Genomic DNA, 18,274 nt, shown 5'->3' with positions numbered 1-18,274 from the left:
GCGCGCGAGCGCGCCGGAACTGGCCGAACTTGTCGGGCAACCCGGTCCTGTCGATTATGCTTCGGGAACGAAAGGGCGGGTGCCCTTGGTGTTCCCCCGGTGGCAGCTGCCACCACTGACGGAGCGCGGCCCTGGGCCGCTCAAACTATTGCGGTCGCTTTAAGAAGGAGAACCAGCGGCGGCGTGGGGGCTTTGCGACAATGGGAGGATCGATCTGATCTCCGCCAGCTTCATTCCAGAAGGCTTGCCAGCGTTCTGATTCAGCGCGGAGAGCTGCGGCGCGCTCATCAACCGCCCGCAAGCGTCTATGATAATCGTGAGGGGACCTGCTCATGAAAACGCTGTGAGCCTGATTGGATAATGGATGGTGGTGTTCCAGGGTTAATGCCGGAATTATCAACGCAAGGCATGGGGTTAGAGATCAAAGCCCGGAGAGCGCGAAGCACGCGGCGATCGAGCCAACCAGAGCGATCAGGAGAACGGGACGCCTCGGCGCTGCACTGACGGTGATGGTCGCGCCGGCGCAGGCCCATAGCAAGGTGGCGGCGGGACCGGCCCGGTAGATCAGGAAGCCGATATAGCTGTTCGGCAGGAACTGCGGATAATCGACAATCAGGCGTGCGACGATCCCGCCGCCTGCGAGAATGAGCGCGGCGATCAGCCATGCCGCGATTGCCTCGATGCGCGGCGATGCACTGTGCCTGGGCGCGGCCTGCATCGTCGTTCGCGTCGCATCATTCATGCTGATCTTCCCTTATAGCCCTGACCGTCACCCGAATGGGCGTGCGCCGTTGTGGCGCGAAGAAGAAAGGAGTGTTCGAATGAACTGAGCTTATTGGCATAGCTCATGCCTGACCGACTTACCGGGGCCGGTGATGAATCGGCTGAGACCCCGAAAGGGGGACGGGACCATAGCATGTCGGGGTAGGGATCGAAGTTGGGCGCCGCAGCCTGACAGCTGACCAGCAGGCAAGATGCGCATGGTGAAGACTGGATTGTCTGAATCCCAGTTTCCAACGACCACTAGGTAGGTGACGGTGAACGCGGCTGACACATCGTCTCGAGCGGAGCGAGGAGCACGTCCCAGTGAATCGCTGCCAATCCGTTCGGCGTGGCCCCTGTCAGGGGACTAAGGAAACGAACGGGGCACCTAACCGCATCGCGACTCCTCACTCGCGCAACTGCGGGATCGCCTAAACAGGACGGCTCGCCGGACCTGCATGGCGACGGAGCCGTCATAGTAGTCAAACGCCCGGTGTAATGGCCGGGACAGCCGCCGCGAGGCGGACGGGGTAGCGGTATAAGCGGGAGCGATCCTTGTCGAAATCCGCTGCGTCCGGGCGAAGGACGGCAGTTCTGTAACTCGATGGATCAATGGAAAGGGACTGCTGATGCAGACCGCTACTATCCTGAGACGGATCGAGAAGCTTCCGGCCCTGTCGCGGGCGGGCAAGCGGATCAATGGTCTCAACCGCCTCATGCGGTCCCGCTGCTTATATGAGCGGGCCTATGACAGAGTATCCCGGAATCGGGGTGCGATGACGCCGGGAGTGGACGGACAGACCTTCGACGGCATGACGCTGGCGAGGCTCGACCGTCTGGTTCAAAGCGTGGCGGAAGGCCGTTACCGCCCTCGTCCAGTGCGACGGGTCTATATCCCCAAGGGCAATGGTAAGATGCGCCCATTGGGTATCCCAACGGCGGATGATCGCATCGTTCAGGAGGCGGCGAGGATGGTCCTCGCGGCGATCTATGAACCTGTGTTCTCGAAACACAGCCATGGGTTCCGCGCGGGTCACTCCTGTCACACGGCTCTCGAAGAGATCCGTAAAACCTGGACGGGCGTAAAATGGCTGATCGAGGTGGATGTCCGCGGGTTCTTCGACAACATCGACCATGACATCCTGCTCGGCCTCTTGGCCCGGCGGATCGATGATCCAGTGTTCATCGATCTGATCGGGACAATGCTTAAAGCCGGGTGCATGGACGACTGGAAGTTCGAACGGACTTATAGCGGCACCCCACAGGGCGGGGTTATCTCGCCCCTGCTCGCCAATATCTATCTCCATGAACTTGACGAGTTCATGGAGTCGATGCGGCGGGGCTTCGACAAAGGCGACAGACGGCGGGCGAACCCCGCGTATGTTGCCTGCTCTCAGCAAATCGCCGCTCTCCGCAAGGAGATCGATGCAGTCCGTGCCGATGGTGCGGGCGATGGCGAGGTTCGCGTCCGATTGGCGCTAATCGAAGCTGTCAAACAGGATCGGCGGAAACTCTCTTCCGTCGATGACATGGACCCCAACTTCCGCCGCCTGCGGTATTGTCGCTATGCTGACGACTTCCTCGTTGGCGTGATCGGCAGCAAGGCGGACGCTGTCCGGATCATGGCCGATATACAGCGCTTTCTCGCTGATCGGCTCAATCTGGCGGTGTCACCGGAGAAAACCGGGGTTCGCGATGCATCGAAGGGATCGCCGTTCCTTGGCTTCCATGTATGCGCCTTCACGTTGCGCTCCGCCGGAACAATGGCGGGGCGGCAAAAGACCGGCGGTGGAACGCGTAGCGTTCTTCGTCGGCCGACGCGAGGGAATATCAAGCTGTGGGTGCCACGGGATCGGGTCTATGCGTTCTGCAGGCGCAAAAAGCTCGGCAACCTCGACATGAGGAATGGTCGGGTGCGCCCGCAGCTCATGGAATCCAGTGTGCCGGAGATCATCGTAGCCTACAACTCGGAGTTCCGAGGCTTCGCGAACTACTACGCGATCGCCGATGGCGTGAAAGCGTCACTCGACAAGTTGGAACTGGTCATGCTCAGGAGCCTCTTCGCGACTGTGGCATGCCGGCGACGCTCGACGAGGCGGCAGGCCGAGGAATATCTGAAGATGGGGTCGGACCACGGGATTACGACCGTGGTCCGGGGCGAGCCGCGCGTTCATAAGGTGTGGAAACTGAAGCATCTGATCGTGAAGACGTGGGATAACCCCATCGTCGACACCATCACGGTAGGCTCTCGCCTTGCGCAGAGTCCGAACGATCTGGTCACGCGTCTTAGTGCCGAGCAATGCGAGGCATGTGGCGATACGGGGTCGGTTCCGGCTGAGGGCGAAATGACACCCTAAGAGCCCGATCCGAAATTAAGTTGAGTGGTATCAGCGGGTTAGCTTGACGCTTGCCGCAGTCGTTGATTCAGGGGTTTTGCAACAAACTTCCGGAGATCAACGATGTGGACCGATACCACTCGGGCGCAATATGCCCGCGCGGGACTGACTTTGCCAAGCGATTTGACCGATGCCGAATGGTCGGTGCTCGAACCTTTCTTGCCGCCACCCTCCCACGTAGGCCGTCCGCGCAAATGGCCGCTGCGACGGATCGTCGAGGCGATCCTGTATCTGCTGCGTGGGGGGCTGCCGTGGCGAATGCTGCCGCCCTGCTTTCCGCCGGTCTCGACGGTTCGGCGCTGGTTTTACCTGTGGCGCGATAACAAACTGTGGCTCTCGCTCAATCATACCCTGCTGTTGATGGCGCGTGAAGCGACAGGCCGCGAGGCTTCGCCCAGTGCTGGCGTGATCGATAGTCAGAGCGTGAAAACAACGGAAAGTGGCGGCCCTCGCGGCTTTGACGCGGGCAAAAAAATCAAGGGGCGCAAGCGCCACATCCTCACCGACACCGAGGGCCATTTGGTTCATGCGGTGATCCATACCGCCGACATTCAGGACCGCGACGGCGCGCCGCTGGTCCTGCGTGAAATCATCCACCGCTTTCCATGGCTGCGCCATGTCTTTGCCGATGGCGGCTATGCTGGCGACAAGCTCAGGGAAGCCCTCCGGCGTACCGGCAAATGGACTGTCGAGATCGTCAAGCGATCCGATGTTGCAAAAGGCTTCGTGGTTCTTCCGCGCCGCTGGGTCGTCGAGCGAACACTGGCTTGGCTGAACCGCAACCGTCGGCTCGCCAAGGACTTTGAACAGACCATCGCATCGGCAACTGCGTGGCTGTTCATAGCTTCCATCCAGCTATTCGCGCGTCGCATCGCAAGACTATGAAATTTCATCGGATAATTATGAATCAGGCTCTAAGGGAATAGCTGTCCTTGCCGTCGCCGCGGCTGCCATTGATCACAAACTGCGTCACTCTCGATGGATAGAACATTCCGTCAGCCACCTTGCAGGCATGACGTTGACCGCTGCCCTCAAAGGTATGCGATAGAAGTTCATCGTTCGATAGCTCCATGCATATGGCACGCAGTGCTTCATGACGGCGGTATGCAGGAAGAACTGAAATTCTTCCGGGGCATGCCGGACCGATTCTAAAAACGAGTGTTGGGTTTGCCGGTCAGCACCGAACTCGTTCAACGCCTTCAATCTCAGATTATCCGCATAAGCTCCGACTGAGAGTAGAGAGCCCGCCAGCGCCACCGCTACAAAAATGGGGCCTCGAACGATCGAAAACCGAGCCGGTATCAAAAAGCTGGTCGCTCCGACCGCGAAGCAAGCGGATACGATCCAGAGCCAGTGAGGCGCGCCCAGTCTATCTGACCAGATCGTCGCGAGGAATACTGGCTTCAGCAAGCTACCGAAGACGAAGCCTGCAATCGCCAGGTACGTAATGCATCCAAGCGCGGCGGTCTTCATCCTGTGCTTTCGTCCGACATCCGGCGCGACGCTCATGCCGCCACCTCGACCTTGTGATCCATGTCCGCCCTGGAGCGTCCGACGATTGCGGCGACAGTATTCTTGCTGAGGCCGAGGTCCCGGGCTATCCAGCGATAGCTGCGCCCCTCGGCAACAAGGGCTAGCACCTTGGGGGCAAGCCGATCCGACTTCGGGCGGACGCCGGTCTGCCGCCCGAGTTTCCGACCCCGCGCCCGTGCCGCGGCGAGGCCGGAGCGAACCCGCTCGCTGAGCATGTCGCGCTCGAACTGCGCAATGCCTGCGAGCATCGTCGCCATCATACGACCGTGCGGCGTATCGACCTCGAAGGTCATGCCGCTCATCGCGACCACCGACACGCGCCAGCCCGACAGCCGGTTGAGCGTATCGAGCAGGTCCTGCGTCGAGCGCCCCCAACGACTGAGTTCGGTGACAAGGATCGCATCAATGTGGCGCGCCTGGGCCAGCTTCATCACTTCGGCACGTGCCGATCGGTTGGCCTTCATCCCCGAGGCGGTTTCTCGAAAGACCTCGACCACCTCATAGCCGCCACGCTCGGCAAAACCGGCGAGGTCGCGAAGCTGCCGCTCGCACGACTGGTCGGCTGTCGAGACCCTGGCGTAGATGGCGGCGCGCTGTCCCAATTGAACCCTTCTGGAATTAGGCCTCGAAAAGCCTTGATCTGCGTGGGGTCAGTGTTGTCCAAAACAGACTTCTGTTCAATAGGGACAAGCCGTGCATGCCGAGACGCCATATCCTCAGCGCCCGACAGCGTTCGGCCCTACTCGACCTGCCGACTGACGAAGCGGCGCTGCTGCGGCATTATATTCTGGCAGCCGATGACCTGATCCATATCGACCGGCGGCGCCGACCGGAGAACCGCATCGGGTTCGCCCTGCAGTTGTGTGCGCTGCGATATCCAGGTCGGACGCTTGCTCCCGGCGAACTGATCCCCCACGCCGTGTCCGCCTTTCTAGGTGCCCAGCTTGGCATCGCTGGCGACACGCTCGCGTCCTATGCCGTTCGACGCCAAACCCGGCACCAGCACATGGAGGCGCTGCGCCGCATCTACGGATACAGGATGTTCCCCGGACAGGGACCGCATGCCAGGGCGTTCCGGGATTGGCTTCTCGCCGAAGCCGAGCAGGCACGCTCAAACGACGACCTTGCCCGGCGCTTCATTGCCCGCTGCCGTGAAACCATGACCATCCTGCCAGCGATCACGACAATCGAGCGGTTGTGCGCGGACGCGCTCGTCGCCGCCGAACGCCAGATCGAGAAGCGGATCGCAGCCCGTCTCGATCCCGTCGCCTGTGATGGGCTCGACCGACTGACTACCGAGATGCTGCCGGGGGCGATCAGCCGCTTCATCTGGCTGCGCCGGATTGAGCCGGGCAACAACTCCGCCGCGGCGAACCGGCTGCTCGACCGGCTCGAGTTCCTGCGCGCGATGAACCTCAATGATGGTTTACTTGCCGGTGTTCCACCGCATCGCGTCGCCCGGCTACGCCGGCAGGGCGAGCGCTACTTCGCCGATGGCCTGCGCGATCTCGGCGCCGATCGGCGCCGCGCTATCATGGCGGTTTGCGTCATTGAATGGGCCACTGCGACGGCGGATGCGGTGATCGAAACACATGACCGGATCGTTGGCCGCACCTGGCGCGACGCGAAGCAACTGCATGACGCGCGGGTCGTAGAAACCAGAGGCGCTACCACTGCGACTTTGAACGGCTTCACTGCACTCGGTCAATCATTGCTCGAAGCGCATGGCGACGGCGCGTCGCTGGAAGATGCGGTCGCGCGCGGGGCGGGATGGGAACGGCTCACCAGTCTCGTCGCTACGGCCAAGACGTTGACGGACACCTTGGGCGACGATCCGCTGGCCTATGTTGATCAGGGGTATCACCGCTTCCGTCGGTATGCCCCGCGCATGCTGCGATGCCTCGACCTCAAAGCTGCGGCGGTTGCACGGCCTTTGCTGGACGCGGCTACCGCCATCGCTACCAGGGGCGCAGTTCCGGCGGCCGACGATTTCTTGCGCCCGCATTCCAAATGGCGGCGACAGTTGCGGGCGAAGGGCGATGATGATGCCCGCCTCCGGGAAGTCGCGGTCATGTTCCACCTGCGCGACGCGCTGCGCTCGGGCGACATCTGGTTCGACCGCTCGCATCGGTATGGTGACCTGCGCCACGTCCTCGTGCCGATGGCGGTCGCGCATGCCGCGAAGCTAGCGGTCCCGTCCGACCCGCATGTCTGGCTGGCTGACCGCAAGGTGCGTCTCGCCGATGGCCTTGCCCGGCTCGGTCGCGCCGCGCGCAGCGGTACAATTCCGAAAGGCAGCATCGAAGACGGCACGCTGCGCATTGATCGCCTCACCGCCGACGCGCCGGATGGGATCGAGGATCTGATGCTCGATCTGTATCGCCGCCTGCCGCCCGTCCGCATCACCGATCTGCTGCTCGAAGTCGATACCGCGCTGGGTTTCACCGATGCCTTCACGCATCTGCGCACCGGCGTGCCGTGCGGCGACCGAATTGGTCTGCTCAACGTCCTGCTCGCCGAGGGCCTGAATTTGGGCCTGCGTAAGATGGCAGAGGCTTCCAACACCCACGACTATTGGCAACTCTCCCGTCTCGCGCGCTGGCACGTCGAAAGCGAGGCGATCGACCAGGCGCTGGCCAACGTGGTCGCGGCGCAAGGGGCGCTGCCGATGGCCCAGGTGTGGGGTATGGGTAGAGCCGCATCGGCCGATGGCCAGTTCTTCCCCGCAGCACGGCAGGGCGAGGCGATGAACACGATCAACGCCCGCTACGGCAACGATCCCGGAATCAAGGCCTATACTCACGTCAACGACCGCTTCGCGCCGTTTGCATCGCGGACTATTCCAGCCACAGTCAGCGAAGCACCTTACCTGCTCGACGGGCTGACGATGAATGAGGCAGGGCGACGGATCGAAGAGCAATACGCCGACACTGGCGGGTTCACCGATCATCTGTTCGGGATCAGCGCCATGCTCGGCTACCGCCTTGTGCTGCGCATCCGCGACCTCCCATCCAAACGACTGTACGTATTCGACCCTGCCACCACGCCGAGCGAGCTGCGCCCGCTGGTGGGCGGCAAGGTTCGTGAGGCGCTGATCGTTTCCAACTGGCCCGACCTGTTCCGCTGCGCCGCCACCATGAGCGCGGGGCAGGTCGCGCCGAGCAGCATCTTGCGCAAGCTCGCCGCCTATCCGCGCCAGAACGATCTTGCAGCCGCGCTGCGCGAGGTGGGCCGGATCGAGCGGACGCTATTCATCGTCGAATGGATTCTCGACGCCGGTATGCAGCGCCGTGCACAGGTGGGCCTCAACAAAGGTGAGGCACATCATGCGTTGAAAAATGCCCTGCGCATTGGCCGTCAGGGCGAAATCCGCGACCGCACGACGGAGGGTCAGCATTACCGGATCGCTGGCCTCAACCTACTGACCGCCATCATCGTCTACTGGAACACCCTGCATCTCGGCCATGCCGTCGAAGCTCGCCGCCGCGAAGGGCTCGATACCCCCGACCATCTTCTCGCCCATATCTCGCCGCTCGGGTGGGCCCACATCCTTCTCACTGGTGAGTACCTTTGGCCCAAGGACTCCGCCGCTTAGGGTGTCATTCCGCCCTCAGCCAGAACTGACCCCGATACCGATGGTCCGTTCGAGATGCATCATCCCAATCGCTTGAAGGACAAGCGGCGCGACCAACTGACGCCTTGGGTGCAATCGGCACGACGGCGCAGGACAATCGTCCTGTGCCGAAAGTGTCACGTTGCCCATCATGGCGGCCGGATGCCCAGCGGAATGGAGAGCCGTGTGCATTGAAAGGTGCAAGCACGGTTCGGGGGGAGGCGCTGGGGCGTCCTCGAAAGAGGCGTCTCGCGTCTACCCTACGGAGACGGCTTTGCTGGCTCCGTGGAGCCGCGCGGCGCAGCCGTGTGGTGGAATAGGGCAGGTTCCCGGCTCCGATCATTTGCACTTGTTCGGCAGCTGGCCCCTCTCGATCGCCAGATTCCTCATCGCCTCGTAATCGACACCCCAAAGGCCTCGTCGCTCATCGGCAGCGTCTTTCATGAAACGGGCATAGGCCAGCCCTGAATGTTGCCTGTAATCAACGGCATATCCATGGCGTACCATCGTTGCCGAAACAGATGCCCCATTCGACCGAAACCGGCACGACAGGTTAGACCCGCCCCAGCTCGTCCGCCGCGTGTTGCATATCGGCTCGATCGTCAACTTTTCGTCCTGAAAATCGCTCGTGCAATCCATGCCGCCATTTTGCTTCACCAGCTCTTCCAAATAGAGCTGCGCTGCGATCTTGGGCACATTGCCCTTGCCGTCCTCATCCGGCGCATCAATTCCCGACAACCGCACCCGCTTTTTATCGAGCGTTTCGAGCGTATCGCCGTCGATAATGCGCGGGTTCTCGACATGGATTGAAACCGGCTCGCTATTCCTCGCCTGCATCTGATTGAACAGCGCGCCGAACGCGAAAACAGAGAGAATGGGCAACGCGATTTGCTGATTTCGCGGCCATTTTTTGAAACCTCGGATCAGCACCTGGCTCTCTCCTGAAGAATGTCGTTCCAGTCCATCGGCGCCGGGGCTGGCGGGAGGATGATTTTCAGTTCGCGGTCGTTGGCAGTGAGGTGGTCGCGCGCGTCCTCTATGGCCTGTGCGGCTTCCTGGCCGTGTTGCGAGTAGATGACGATTTTGCGGATGCGTTCGGGGATCGCGATCAGGCCATAGCGGCGAATGCCGCCAGCGCCCCACACCTTGAATTTCCCGTCACTAAGCTGGGTGACGGAAACGGCTTCCTCGAAGCCTTCCGCGAGGCGCAGAACATCGCCGGTTGGCTGGCCGCCGATCCGCATGGCGGCGTGTCGGACCAGGCCGAGCGTCAATTTCGCCTCGCGCAGCGCCGCATGGTAGCGTTTCTCGCCGGTTGCTGGATCGAGCAAGATCCGCTGCACGGCGATTATGCCTTCGTCGGCCTCGAACGGCACGAGAAGGGCAGGATGCTCTTCGCGGGCGTCGGGCGGACCAACGATGCAGCGCGGAGCGAAGCGGAGCTTGAGGCCGGTCGGGTCGATTGCGCGCGAACGCAGATAGCGTTCAGCCGCGGTGCCTGCGATCGGCGCGGCGGAATCCCATAGTTGGAGGGCGAGCTTCCGGCGCGAGGGTTCGGGCGCGCGATCGACCGTTTCACCGCTCGTGTGGCGATTGATTTTGCGGCTGTTGAGCGCGGACCAGACGGCTTCCTGACTGCAACCGGCCCAACATTTGAATAGGACGGCCTTCTTGCCGGGGGTGACTTGGAGCGACGGATTGCGGTCGTTGTGGGCTGGACAGCAAACCATGCCATATGAGCCGCGCCAGTGGCCGCCCATATCCGCTACGATCTGACGTGCGCGTGCTTCGACGTCCATCTGCATCGAACTTCTTTCGTCAACGGTATCCCGACATTGGGATTTATACACATTTCACGATGGCGGGCAAACGGTCGGGATACATGCCAATATCGCGCATGGCCCGACTAGGGCCATTCAATATAAATATCTCCGCCGGTTATCTTCACTTGCGGATGACTCACGTTCTTTCGCCTCAATCGCTTGGCCCAGGCTGGCGAGAATGTCCGCCAGCTCGCGCTTGTCCCGCTCTTCGCGGGTTAGCTCCCATAGGGGCAGCTGATCCCTCATGCGCTCCATGTCGCGCGCCGCCTCGATCTGGCGATATTGTTCGCAAGCGGGGGCTGGATCGGCCGCGACGCCGCGACGGCGGCGAGCAGCGAAGATTTTCGAGAGGAAGGCGGGGAAGAGGAAGCGATAGGCGTTCGTGGCCTGCTTGATGCGCGGGCCAGCGCCTTGCGCTGCGTGGTCGGGAACCGGCTCGTAGCGCCTGAACCAGTCGATAATTCGCGCGTCTTTGAGACGCGAAAGCGCCTGAACGACGCAATTCTTGCTGAGGCCGGTTCCATCCATGATCGTGTGAAGACTGGGGAACAGCGCGCCAGTGCTATAGTCGATGACGCGGGCCAGGAACTCGATGATCTGGATGCCGGCCTGTCCGATAGCTCCGTTGCGAATGCGCGGTGTGGTTGTCCGCCGCTGCGCGAGCGTTTGCCGCTCGTAGAGCTTTGCGGCTTCGATCATCTCGCGCATCTGGCGAGCATTGCGGATCGGTGTGTAAGCCTTGGCCCGCTTTTCGTGGCCTACGGCGATGCTGCCGGCCCAGACTTTGACGCGCGGTTTTTCGGCACGCGCAAGCAAGGCGCGGTCGATCGTGGCGAGGCCGGTGCTACGCAGCACGGCGCCTATGGAAGTGGTCATGCGGACCTCCCTTCGTCGGTCCCGCGAGGCCAAGCACCATCGCTCCCGAAAGCACGCTTTCGAGATTGACTTTCGCCGCAGCACCACCGATAAAGAGAGCCAAGTTAGAAGCGCTCACTTCGGTGGCACAAACAGCCCTCGCTCAGCCAAGCGAGGGTTTTTTGTTGTCCTGTCGCCTCGGGGAGCCACCCCGCACGCAACAGATGAATCGCCGACTCCAAGGCGGAATCAGCGCGTCATAACTGGCTCAAGTTTAAGGGGTTGGCAAGAATAAGCGTGCGCGCACGCTTATAACGCGCTCGTCACGCCAATTTGCGGTAGTGGCGCAGATAGTCGGGATATTCGATCCCGCGTGCCTTCAAGAGATTGATCGTCGCCTCTTCGACCAGGGCAGCAACGGACGTTTGTTCGCGCTCAGCGAGGTTCTTGATCTCGGCCGCCAGCTCGGGTTTCACCGATGCTGCGAGATTTCGCGTGTTGGCGCGGCTCGGCCGACGCCGGGGCAAAGGAACCGGGAGAAGAGGGTCTTCCTGTCTTTTCGGGCGCGCCATAGGTCTAGAACACAAGAGGTTGGTGTGGTGCCGGAATAAGCGTGTTGACACGCTTAATGGCTGTAATGTGGTTGCGCGGCAAGAGACGACAAGCCGGGTTGCCCTCGCCGTCAAAGCGAGGATAGACATATCCTAATCGGTAAAAGGGAATAAATCACGATGCCGCATAGCGACGATTGGCAGTATGATCCGATCCTTGAGCGCGAACTAACCACCCGCCGCCCTGCTGGGGGAATGATCCAAGCGGTCGAAATTGCGCAACTGCCGTCGAGTGAATGGATCATCAATGTCAAAGTATCGTGGCGTGGCGATAAGTGGCTGAATGTCTGCCTATTCGAGCAACCAACGCTTAAAACCTACAAGCGACTGTCAAGCGCTGTGCGGCATGTCGTGCTCGATTACGGATATGAGGATGACCATATCCGATTGGTTCCCGACAAACAATGCAGCAACAAATTGGCGTTTTAGGCTTCCCTTTCCCCCTCATCGTGATATGTGCATAAATCTCGATGACGAGGGAGAAAGCGATGAAAGCTTTTAATTTCGCGCTCGCGACCGCCTTGGTGGGGGCTGCGGTGCAATCGACCCCCGCTGTAGCGTCGGATAATACTTGGGCATGTGAGGTTGTGCTGTGCATCTCCAACCCGGGTGGTCCGACGCAATATCCAGCCTGTGTTCCACCGATAACGAAACTGTGGCGCGTGCTGGCTCTCGGCGGCAGCTTCCCGACATGCACGGGCGGGGGCATCGCCAAGACCAAATACAAGAAGCCGGATGATGGGAGGCCTGGTCGCTTGACGGTCACTTGGACTGACGGGCGGCAACAGACCTACTATCAGCCGCGCAACTGACCGGGAGCGGGAACGTGTTCCTCGAAACCGGGGCCGTTCTTTCGCTGGCGGCGCAATGCGCCCCAGCGGTAGCGCCGCATACGATCGCCGCGATCGTGGATGCGGAATCTTCGAACTATGTTTTTGCGATCAACGTCAACGGCGTGGCCAGTCAGCCTCGCCGTCCGCGTAATGAGGCTGAGGCCATCGCAACCGCGCGCTCCTATGTGGCTCGCGGCTACAGCGTGGATCTCGGCCTCGGCCAAATCAATTCACGCAACATGGGATGGCTCGGCCTAACGTGGGACACTGTTTTCAAGCAGTGCTCCAATATCGAAGCGGCAGGCCGGGTGCTCCTGTCCAATTTCCGTTCGGCCAAGACGGGGCGCACCCCGCAAGAGGCCCTTCGGGTCGCACTCAGCATGTATAACACAGGCTCTCAATCGAGAGGTTTCCGCAACGGCTATGTCGCCCGCGTGGAGAACGCAGGTCGCCGCGTCAGCGGTCGGCCTGCGACCGCAATCCCGACTGTCATCGTGGGCGATCAGCCCGCCAGCGCCGCCATGAGCGACACTGGCGCCGGTCGTGTGCCGGTGGAGCTGGCGGAAATCGCAGCGGAGAACATGGAGGCGGCTCCACCGCCTGCACCGCCTGCGTGGGATGTTTTCGGCCGCGCCCAACACGCGCGGATTGGTTCGTAAGGCGAAGATAGGAGTTATCGAATGTTTCGTATCTGGAAGATCAAGGCTGAATCCCGGCTCGATGCGCTGCTCGCGCGTCTCAAGCCCTCGCCGCTCATGGCGCGCGCGCTGCCCCTGTCGCTGCTGGCAAGCCTGCTCGTAGCGGAGCCGGCTTTTGCGCAGGCAAACTTTGAAGGCCTGGCCGACAACATTCTCGGCCTGCTGAGCAACGGTTTGCTCCGCACGCTTGCGATCATCGCGATCATCGTCGTTGGCCTTCTGTGGTTCCTCGGCCGCGCGTCGGTGCAGATGCTCGTCACGGTCGTAGTTGGCGTGGTGATCGTGTTCTCCGCGCCTTGGATCGTCGACACGATTACGGGGTGATCGGGGATGGACGGTCAGGAAGAAATGACAAAAGACCCGCTGTTCTTGGCCGTCACCCGCCCCGCTTTGTGGGCGGGTGTTCCCATTGAAGCGGGCGCGCTCATCATCATGGCGGGCGCAATCACGTTAGTTGGTTCGGGCAATCCTCTCTACGGCGGCGCGGCCGCCGTCGCGCTTTATGCGATGGCGCGGCTTATCGTTCGGCATGACGTGAACGCATTCCGGCTGATCTTCCTGTGGGGCCGGACCAAAGCGGCGAACCGGAACCGCGTCTTTTGGGGTGGATCGAGCTACACGCCGCTGCCGCTCTACGGAATCAAGCGAAAGGGATTTGGTCGTGGTGTTCGGTAAGAGCGCGCTCGCGGAGAAGGTGCCTTTTGACAAGGCCAAACGGGAGGAAATGCCCGAGAAATTCTTGCCGTATTCGCGGCATGTCAATGAGCATGTGGTCGCCCTCGATAACGGCGATCTGATGCTCATGCTCGAACTGGATGGACGGCCCTTTGAGACTTCGGACGTGCGCGATCTGAATGATTGGCACACGCGCCTCAACGGGGTCTGGCGCAATATCCATGACGAGCGGCTTTCGATCTGGACGCACATGTTGCGGATGCGCGTGCGCGACTATCCAGGCGGCACGTTCCGCTCGCATTTCGCCGCGAAGCTCGATCAAAAATACTATGAGCGGATGACGGCCGAACGCATGTTCCGCAACCGCTTCTTCATGACGGTCGTGATCCGCCCAACAGCAAACGCGACCGACAAGCTGATGGATTTCCTGCGCAAGAAGCAGGAGGACAAGAACGCCAATATCGCGGAAGCTCTAGAGCTGCTGGAAGACAAGGTGCGCGATCTGGAAAAGCTACTGCTGCGCGTTCGTCCGCGCCGTGTCGGCATCTATGAGCACCGGGGTCTCCTGTTCTCCGAACCGCTGGAAATATTGAACCAGGTGATGACCGGGCGCTATCGGCGCTGTCCTCTGGTCCGTGGCCGTCTCGGCTCGGCGCTCTATGCGAGCCGCGCCATCATCGGCGCTGAGACATTTGAGGTCCGCGACGCCGATCATTCGATGTTCGGCGGCATTTTCGGCATTCGCGAGTATCCGTCATCGACAACGCCGCGCCAGTTTGAATCGCTGCTTTCGGTCGATTTCAGCCTCGCCATAACGCAGTCGTTCACGTTCCTGTCGCGCACAGCGGCAACAGAACGGTTTCGGCTTCGCCAGACCCAAATGGCGAACGCCGGTGACAAGGCGATCAGCCAGATGGATGAGCTGATCGACGCGGCCGACGATTTGCAATCGAACCGCTTTGTGCTGGGGGACCATCATTTCACGCTGACGGTGTTCGCGGAAGATTTGAAGAAGCTGCGCGATAACATGTCGATCGCGCGCGCGGCGCTGGCCGATACGGGCATGGTCGCCGCCCGCGAAAGCGCGGCGCTGGAAGCTGCCTATTGGTCGCAGCTGGTCGGCAACTTCGCGTGGAGGGCGCGCCCCGCGCCGATCACGTCATATAATTTCTCGGCGTTCTCGCCCTTCCATACGTTCCCTGCAGGGCACGAGGACGGCAATCATTGGGGGCCTGCGGTCGCCTTGCTCAAGACAAGCGCTCGCAGCCCCTATTACTTCAATTTCCATTCGGCAGACCTGGGCCATTCGATGGTCATTGGTCCATCGGGCGGCGGTAAGACGGTGCTGGTCAACTTCCTGATGGCGCAGCTCGAAAAGTTCAACGCGCGCCATATCTTCATCGACAAGGATCAAGGCGCGGAAATTTTTGTCCGAGCCAGCGGCGGCACCTATCTCGCGCTGCGCAACGGGGAACCTACGGGCTTCGCTCCGCTCAAGGCGCTCGACAATACGGCTTCCCATCGCGCGTTCCTCGGTCGCTTCATCCGCCAGCTGGTGAAGCAAGAGGGGGCGCCGATCACGGTGCAGGAATCGCACCTGATCGACGATGGCATCGAAGCCGTGATGAAGCTGCCACGCGAGCAACGCTCGCTGTCGGCGCTGCGGACCATGCTCGGCATGTCGGACTCGGGCGGCGTCGGCGCGCGCCTAGTCAAGTGGACCTCCGAGGGGAACCTTGGCTGGGTTTTCGATAATGAGGAAGATTCCATGTCTCTCGAAGCCCGTTTCGTGGGCTTCGATATGACCGACTTCCTCGAAAACGCGGAAATCCGCACGCCGGTCATGCTCTACCTGTTCGAGCGGATAGACGCGCTCCTGACAGGCGAGCGCATGGTTATTGCGATTGACGAATTTTGGAAGGCGCTGGCCGATCCGGCGTTCACGGCATTCGCGCAGGATGGCCTCAAGACATACCGCAAGCGCAATGCGTTCCTCGTCTTTGCAACACAGTCGCCTGCGGACGCGCTGCGGTCCACGATCAGCCATTCGATCTTGGAGCAGGTCGCGACGAAAATCTTCCTGCCCAATCCGTTCGGCCAGCGCCGGGATTACATCGAAGGCTTCTCGCTCTCGGAGGCGGAATTTAAGCTGGTGCGCGAAGAGCTGTCGCCGGAAAGCCGCAAATTCCTCGTGAAGCAGGGCCATGACTCCGTTGTGGTCGGCCTGGATCTCATTGGCATGGACGATGAACTGGCCGTGCTGTCGGGCCGCGCTGAAACAACGGGCGTGGCCCGCGAAGTGATTGCCGAACTGGGCAATGATCCGAAGCTCTGGTTGCCGGAATTTCACCGGCGCCGGCGCCCAAGCTGAAAGGAGTGAGACTATGAAGCAGCTTATCTTGGCGGCTGTGTCGATCGGGAGCCTTGCGGCCGCGACGCCAGCCAGTGCGCAGGGTATCCCTGTGTTCGATAGCACGTCGGTGCTCAAGCATATCGAACAAATCCAGAAGACCATGCAGATGATCGAGCAAGGTCGCCAGCAGATTGCGGAAGCGCAGCAGCTCTACCAAGGGTTGAACCAGCTGACCGATGTTTCCTCGATCGCCAACCAGCTTAAGACAGATTCACTTCGCACCCTGGGCGTTGATGTGAACTCGCTCGAACGCATGGCGCGCGGCGATTTTGGCGGCGGCGGCAGCTACGGCGGGCGATCTGATGCGATCTATCAGGACATGCTCGAACGTCTCGGCGTATCCGCGAATGGCGATCAGACTGACGTTCGCTATCAGACAGCTCGCTCGATCGCGATGGACAAGGCCATGGCCGAAGGCATGGGCGAAGCGGCCACATCGCGCGGTGAGGGTCTGGAAGAGCTGCGCAATCGACTTGCGACCGCATCAACAGCCAAGGAAGTTGCTGACCTTCAAGCGCGCATCCAGCTCGAAAGCGCGTCGATGATGAACGACCAGCTCCGCGTCGAAGCGTTGGAGCGAGCGCGCAGAGCGGAGGCCGCGGCGCACACGGCCGAAGCTTTTGCGGACAGGTCGCGCAAACGCGATGAGCAGCGTGCGCGAGCGCGGGCGGCAGCTGGAATTTGACCATGAAGAAAATGGTCCTTCTTGCGATCAGCGCAGCCGGCTTGCTCGCCGGCTGCGAACGCGCGCCCACATTTCCCGAGATTTTAATGACCTATCATGACGTTGATTGGCTCAAAACTCATGAAGATCAGATTCCGGTGATCGTCGCTGAGTGCGACAAGATCGTGAACAGCGAACTCAAACAGTCGGACCTCCCCATGCCAGTGGCTCGCAATTGCGGAGGCATAAAGAACAAAATCGCCTCCATTGAAAGGTCGCGGAAACGTGATGAGCAGCGTGCGCGAGCACGGAAGGCAGCTGGAATGTAAGGCTGTAATAACAGCTTGAATTATATCTAATCGGAGCGGTCTGGTGGAATACGATCTATTTACGAATGCCTATCAGGGCTTCACCAACGAACTCAATTCGGTAGTTGTGTCCAACTATGCTGGGTTTGTTGGGTGGATCGCTGGACCGCTCCGCACTGGCATGATCATTTACATAATCCTGCTAGGCTACGCGATTATGCGCGGGGCCGTGCAATACCCCTTCCGCGAATATGTCTATCGCTCGCTTATGCTGGCCGCGCTCTATTATGCTGTGACAAACCTCTATGGAGCATCGCTCGCACAGATGATCGTGACCGGCCTGCCGCATGAGTTTGCCTCGATCGTAGGCGGCTCACCGGACGGCGTTGGTGGGTCTTTCGATGGGATGTGGGCGCGGGTCGATGATGCACTGCTCGCGATGCAGGATGCGACCGAGAAATACGCAGAGGAACACGCCTCACTGACTGATATTCCCGGCGCTGCGGCCGCAATTATGCTGTGTATCGGTGCCACTATCATCATTCTTTTGACAGCGATCGCGGCTCTGTTCGCACTGGCTGTCGGCTTTGTGATCGTGCTCTATGCGCTGTTTGCGCTCGCCTGTCTGGCGGTGGTCGGGCCGATCTTCGTAGCAGCGCTGCTGTTTGATTCCACCAGAAGCTACTTCTTCTCATGGCTCGGCAGCGTCCTCAACTTTCTGATGTTGTCGCTATTTGCGATGCTTCTTGTGCTCGTTGTGGCCAATGTCGCTGAATCGGCAACAGCAACATTCGATGGCGATTTTGACAACATCTGGAGCACCTGTATCCGGATCATCGCGTTCTACATTCTCGCCTGCTTTTTCTTCATCCAAATCCCCGGAATAGCTGCCTCACTTGGCGGCGGCGCGGCTGCAATGGTGACGCAGTTCGGCAACGCGGTGACGAAGGGTGGCGGGGCAGTTGCAACGGGCGCAGGGCACGCGGCCAGCGATGCCCGCGCCATGGGGGCCAGCATGGGGCGGGGCTTCTCGTCGGCGGTTCGCCGTTGGCGCAACCGAAACACAATCACCAGAGCTTGAGGGAACGAA

20 protein-coding genes are annotated in these 18,274 nt (G+C 60.8%); 13 read left to right on the top strand and 7 right to left on the bottom strand.

Annotation, left to right across the window (positions count from 1 at the left end; translation table 11 throughout):
* Positions 1 to 421: 421 nt before the first annotated feature.
* On the bottom strand, positions 422 to 742 hold the full coding sequence (locus tag CJD35_RS20965; protein WP_006949645.1) for a hypothetical protein: 321 nt from the start codon (positions 740 to 742) through the stop codon (positions 422 to 424).
* A gap of 649 nt (positions 743 to 1,391) precedes the next feature.
* Here CJD35_RS20965 and CJD35_RS20960 point away from each other — a divergent pair.
* Both CJD35_RS20960 and CJD35_RS20955 read left to right on the top strand, forming a co-directional pair.
* Positions 1,392 to 3,119, top strand: coding sequence for a reverse transcriptase/maturase family protein (locus CJD35_RS20960; RefSeq protein WP_244917366.1), 1,728 nt, complete (start codon positions 1,392 to 1,394; stop codon positions 3,117 to 3,119).
* Between the two features lie 102 nt (positions 3,120 to 3,221).
* The gene (locus CJD35_RS20955; RefSeq protein ID WP_043153120.1) at positions 3,222 to 4,043 is read left to right on the top strand and encodes an IS5 family transposase; all 822 of its coding nucleotides are present in this window, start codon (positions 3,222 to 3,224) and stop codon (positions 4,041 to 4,043) included.
* 84 nt (positions 4,044 to 4,127) lie between these two features.
* Here the strand turns inward: CJD35_RS20955 and CJD35_RS20950 are convergent, their stop codons facing one another.
* Both CJD35_RS20950 and CJD35_RS20945 read right to left on the bottom strand, forming a co-directional pair.
* The gene (locus CJD35_RS20950) at positions 4,128 to 4,667 is read right to left on the bottom strand and encodes a hypothetical protein (RefSeq protein WP_053556452.1); all 540 of its coding nucleotides are present in this window, start codon (positions 4,665 to 4,667) and stop codon (positions 4,128 to 4,130) included.
* On the bottom strand, positions 4,664 to 5,293 hold the full coding sequence (locus CJD35_RS20945; RefSeq protein ID WP_053556453.1) for a recombinase family protein: 630 nt from the start codon (positions 5,291 to 5,293) through the stop codon (positions 4,664 to 4,666). The genes CJD35_RS20950 and CJD35_RS20945 overlap by 4 nt, the downstream gene beginning before the upstream one ends.
* Before the next feature lie 95 nt (positions 5,294 to 5,388).
* Between CJD35_RS20945 and CJD35_RS20940 the strand changes: the two genes are divergently transcribed.
* Together CJD35_RS20940 and CJD35_RS23630 are read left to right on the top strand one after the other, a co-directional pair.
* Entirely contained in the window at positions 5,389 to 8,286 is a 2,898-nt protein-coding gene (locus CJD35_RS20940) for a Tn3 family transposase (protein WP_053556454.1), read from the top strand.
* Between the two features lie 6 nt (positions 8,287 to 8,292).
* Entirely contained in the window at positions 8,293 to 8,499 is a 207-nt protein-coding gene (locus CJD35_RS23630; protein WP_380823271.1) for an HNH endonuclease, read from the top strand.
* A gap of 144 nt (positions 8,500 to 8,643) precedes the next feature.
* Here CJD35_RS23630 and CJD35_RS20935 read toward each other — a convergent pair whose 3' ends face one another.
* The 4 genes from CJD35_RS20935 to CJD35_RS22565 all read right to left on the bottom strand — a co-directional run bounded on the left by CJD35_RS20935 (position 8,644) and on the right by CJD35_RS22565 (position 11,458).
* Positions 8,644 to 9,234, bottom strand: a complete 591-nt coding sequence (locus tag CJD35_RS20935; protein ID WP_006949646.1) for a thermonuclease family protein — start codon at positions 9,232 to 9,234, stop codon at positions 8,644 to 8,646.
* A complete protein-coding gene (locus CJD35_RS20930) occupies positions 9,228 to 10,109 on the bottom strand; it encodes a DUF7146 domain-containing protein (RefSeq protein WP_006949647.1) in 882 nt (293 codons plus the stop codon). Before CJD35_RS20930 ends, CJD35_RS20935 begins: the two co-directional genes overlap by 7 nt.
* A 111-nt stretch (positions 10,110 to 10,220) precedes the next feature.
* Positions 10,221 to 11,003, bottom strand: coding sequence for a replication initiation protein (locus tag CJD35_RS20925; protein WP_095687552.1), 783 nt, complete (start codon positions 11,001 to 11,003; stop codon positions 10,221 to 10,223).
* A 302-nt stretch (positions 11,004 to 11,305) separates the two neighbouring features.
* The gene (locus tag CJD35_RS22565; RefSeq protein ID WP_006949649.1) at positions 11,306 to 11,458 is read right to left on the bottom strand and encodes a hypothetical protein; all 153 of its coding nucleotides are present in this window, start codon (positions 11,456 to 11,458) and stop codon (positions 11,306 to 11,308) included.
* 255 nt (positions 11,459 to 11,713) lie between these two features.
* Between CJD35_RS22565 and CJD35_RS20915 the strand changes: the two genes are divergently transcribed.
* The 9 genes from CJD35_RS20915 to CJD35_RS20875 all read left to right on the top strand — a co-directional run bounded on the left by CJD35_RS20915 (position 11,714) and on the right by CJD35_RS20875 (position 18,265).
* Positions 11,714 to 12,022, top strand: a complete 309-nt coding sequence (locus tag CJD35_RS20915) for a hypothetical protein (protein WP_004213195.1) — start codon at positions 11,714 to 11,716, stop codon at positions 12,020 to 12,022.
* A gap of 59 nt (positions 12,023 to 12,081) precedes the next feature.
* Complete coding sequence (locus CJD35_RS22820; RefSeq protein ID WP_004213198.1) at positions 12,082 to 12,405, top strand: hypothetical protein; 324 nt, start codon at positions 12,082 to 12,084, stop codon at positions 12,403 to 12,405.
* 14 nt (positions 12,406 to 12,419) lie between these two features.
* Positions 12,420 to 13,085, top strand: coding sequence for a lytic transglycosylase domain-containing protein (locus CJD35_RS20905; RefSeq protein WP_004213200.1), 666 nt, complete (start codon positions 12,420 to 12,422; stop codon positions 13,083 to 13,085).
* A 21-nt stretch (positions 13,086 to 13,106) separates the two neighbouring features.
* A complete protein-coding gene (locus CJD35_RS20900) occupies positions 13,107 to 13,448 on the top strand; it encodes a TrbC/VirB2 family protein (RefSeq protein ID WP_004213202.1) in 342 nt (113 codons plus the stop codon).
* A gap of 6 nt (positions 13,449 to 13,454) precedes the next feature.
* Positions 13,455 to 13,799 (top strand): VirB3 family type IV secretion system protein, encoded by a 345-nt coding sequence (locus tag CJD35_RS20895; protein WP_006949650.1) that lies wholly within the window; start codon positions 13,455 to 13,457, stop codon positions 13,797 to 13,799.
* Positions 13,786 to 16,170, top strand: coding sequence for a VirB4 family type IV secretion/conjugal transfer ATPase (locus CJD35_RS20890; protein WP_006949654.1), 2,385 nt, complete (start codon positions 13,786 to 13,788; stop codon positions 16,168 to 16,170). The genes CJD35_RS20895 and CJD35_RS20890 overlap by 14 nt, the downstream gene beginning before the upstream one ends.
* Before the next feature lie 91 nt (positions 16,171 to 16,261).
* A complete protein-coding gene (locus tag CJD35_RS20885; protein ID WP_244917365.1) occupies positions 16,262 to 16,897 on the top strand; it encodes a type IV secretion system protein in 636 nt (211 codons plus the stop codon).
* Positions 16,898 to 16,899: 2 nt separating this feature from the next.
* Positions 16,900 to 17,205 carry an EexN family lipoprotein gene (locus tag CJD35_RS20880; protein WP_006949657.1) on the top strand — a complete coding sequence of 102 codons (306 nt, stop codon included), beginning with the start codon at positions 16,900 to 16,902 and terminating at the stop codon, positions 17,203 to 17,205.
* Positions 17,206 to 17,248: 43 nt separating this feature from the next.
* Positions 17,249 to 18,265 carry a TrbL/VirB6 family protein gene (locus tag CJD35_RS20875; RefSeq protein WP_004213214.1) on the top strand — a complete coding sequence of 339 codons (1,017 nt, stop codon included), beginning with the start codon at positions 17,249 to 17,251 and terminating at the stop codon, positions 18,263 to 18,265.
* Positions 18,266 to 18,274: the final 9 nt, after the last annotated feature.

It is taken from the genome of Sphingobium xenophagum (genome assembly GCF_002288285.1).
Taxonomy (GTDB): Bacteria; Pseudomonadota; Alphaproteobacteria; order Sphingomonadales; family Sphingomonadaceae; genus Sphingobium; species Sphingobium xenophagum.
This window is presented reverse-complemented; position numbering and strand designations above follow the sequence as displayed.

Bases quoted from the DNA above. Each gene is read 5' to 3' on its own strand.
- CJD35_RS20965 (WP_006949645.1), bottom strand. From the start codon at position 742: ATGAATGATGCGACGCGAACGACGATGCAGGCCGCGCCCAGGCACAGT.
- CJD35_RS20960 (WP_244917366.1), top strand. From the start codon at position 1,392: ATGCAGACCGCTACTATCCTGAGACGGATCGAGAAGCTTCCGGCCCTG.
- CJD35_RS20955 (WP_043153120.1), top strand. From the start codon at position 3,222: ATGTGGACCGATACCACTCGGGCGCAATATGCCCGCGCGGGACTGACT.
- CJD35_RS20950 (WP_053556452.1), bottom strand. From the start codon at position 4,667: ATGAGCGTCGCGCCGGATGTCGGACGAAAGCACAGGATGAAGACCGCC.
- CJD35_RS20940 (WP_053556454.1), top strand. From the start codon at position 5,389: ATGCCGAGACGCCATATCCTCAGCGCCCGACAGCGTTCGGCCCTACTC.
- CJD35_RS20930 (WP_006949647.1), bottom strand. From the start codon at position 10,109: ATGCAGATGGACGTCGAAGCACGCGCACGTCAGATCGTAGCGGATATG.
- CJD35_RS20925 (WP_095687552.1), bottom strand. From the start codon at position 11,003: ATGACCACTTCCATAGGCGCCGTGCTGCGTAGCACCGGCCTCGCCACG.
- CJD35_RS20915 (WP_004213195.1), top strand. From the start codon at position 11,714: ATGCCGCATAGCGACGATTGGCAGTATGATCCGATCCTTGAGCGCGAA.
- CJD35_RS22820 (WP_004213198.1), top strand. From the start codon at position 12,082: ATGAAAGCTTTTAATTTCGCGCTCGCGACCGCCTTGGTGGGGGCTGCG.
- CJD35_RS20900 (WP_004213202.1), top strand. From the start codon at position 13,107: ATGTTTCGTATCTGGAAGATCAAGGCTGAATCCCGGCTCGATGCGCTG.
- CJD35_RS20895 (WP_006949650.1), top strand. From the start codon at position 13,455: ATGGACGGTCAGGAAGAAATGACAAAAGACCCGCTGTTCTTGGCCGTC.
- CJD35_RS20880 (WP_006949657.1), top strand. From the start codon at position 16,900: ATGAAGAAAATGGTCCTTCTTGCGATCAGCGCAGCCGGCTTGCTCGCC.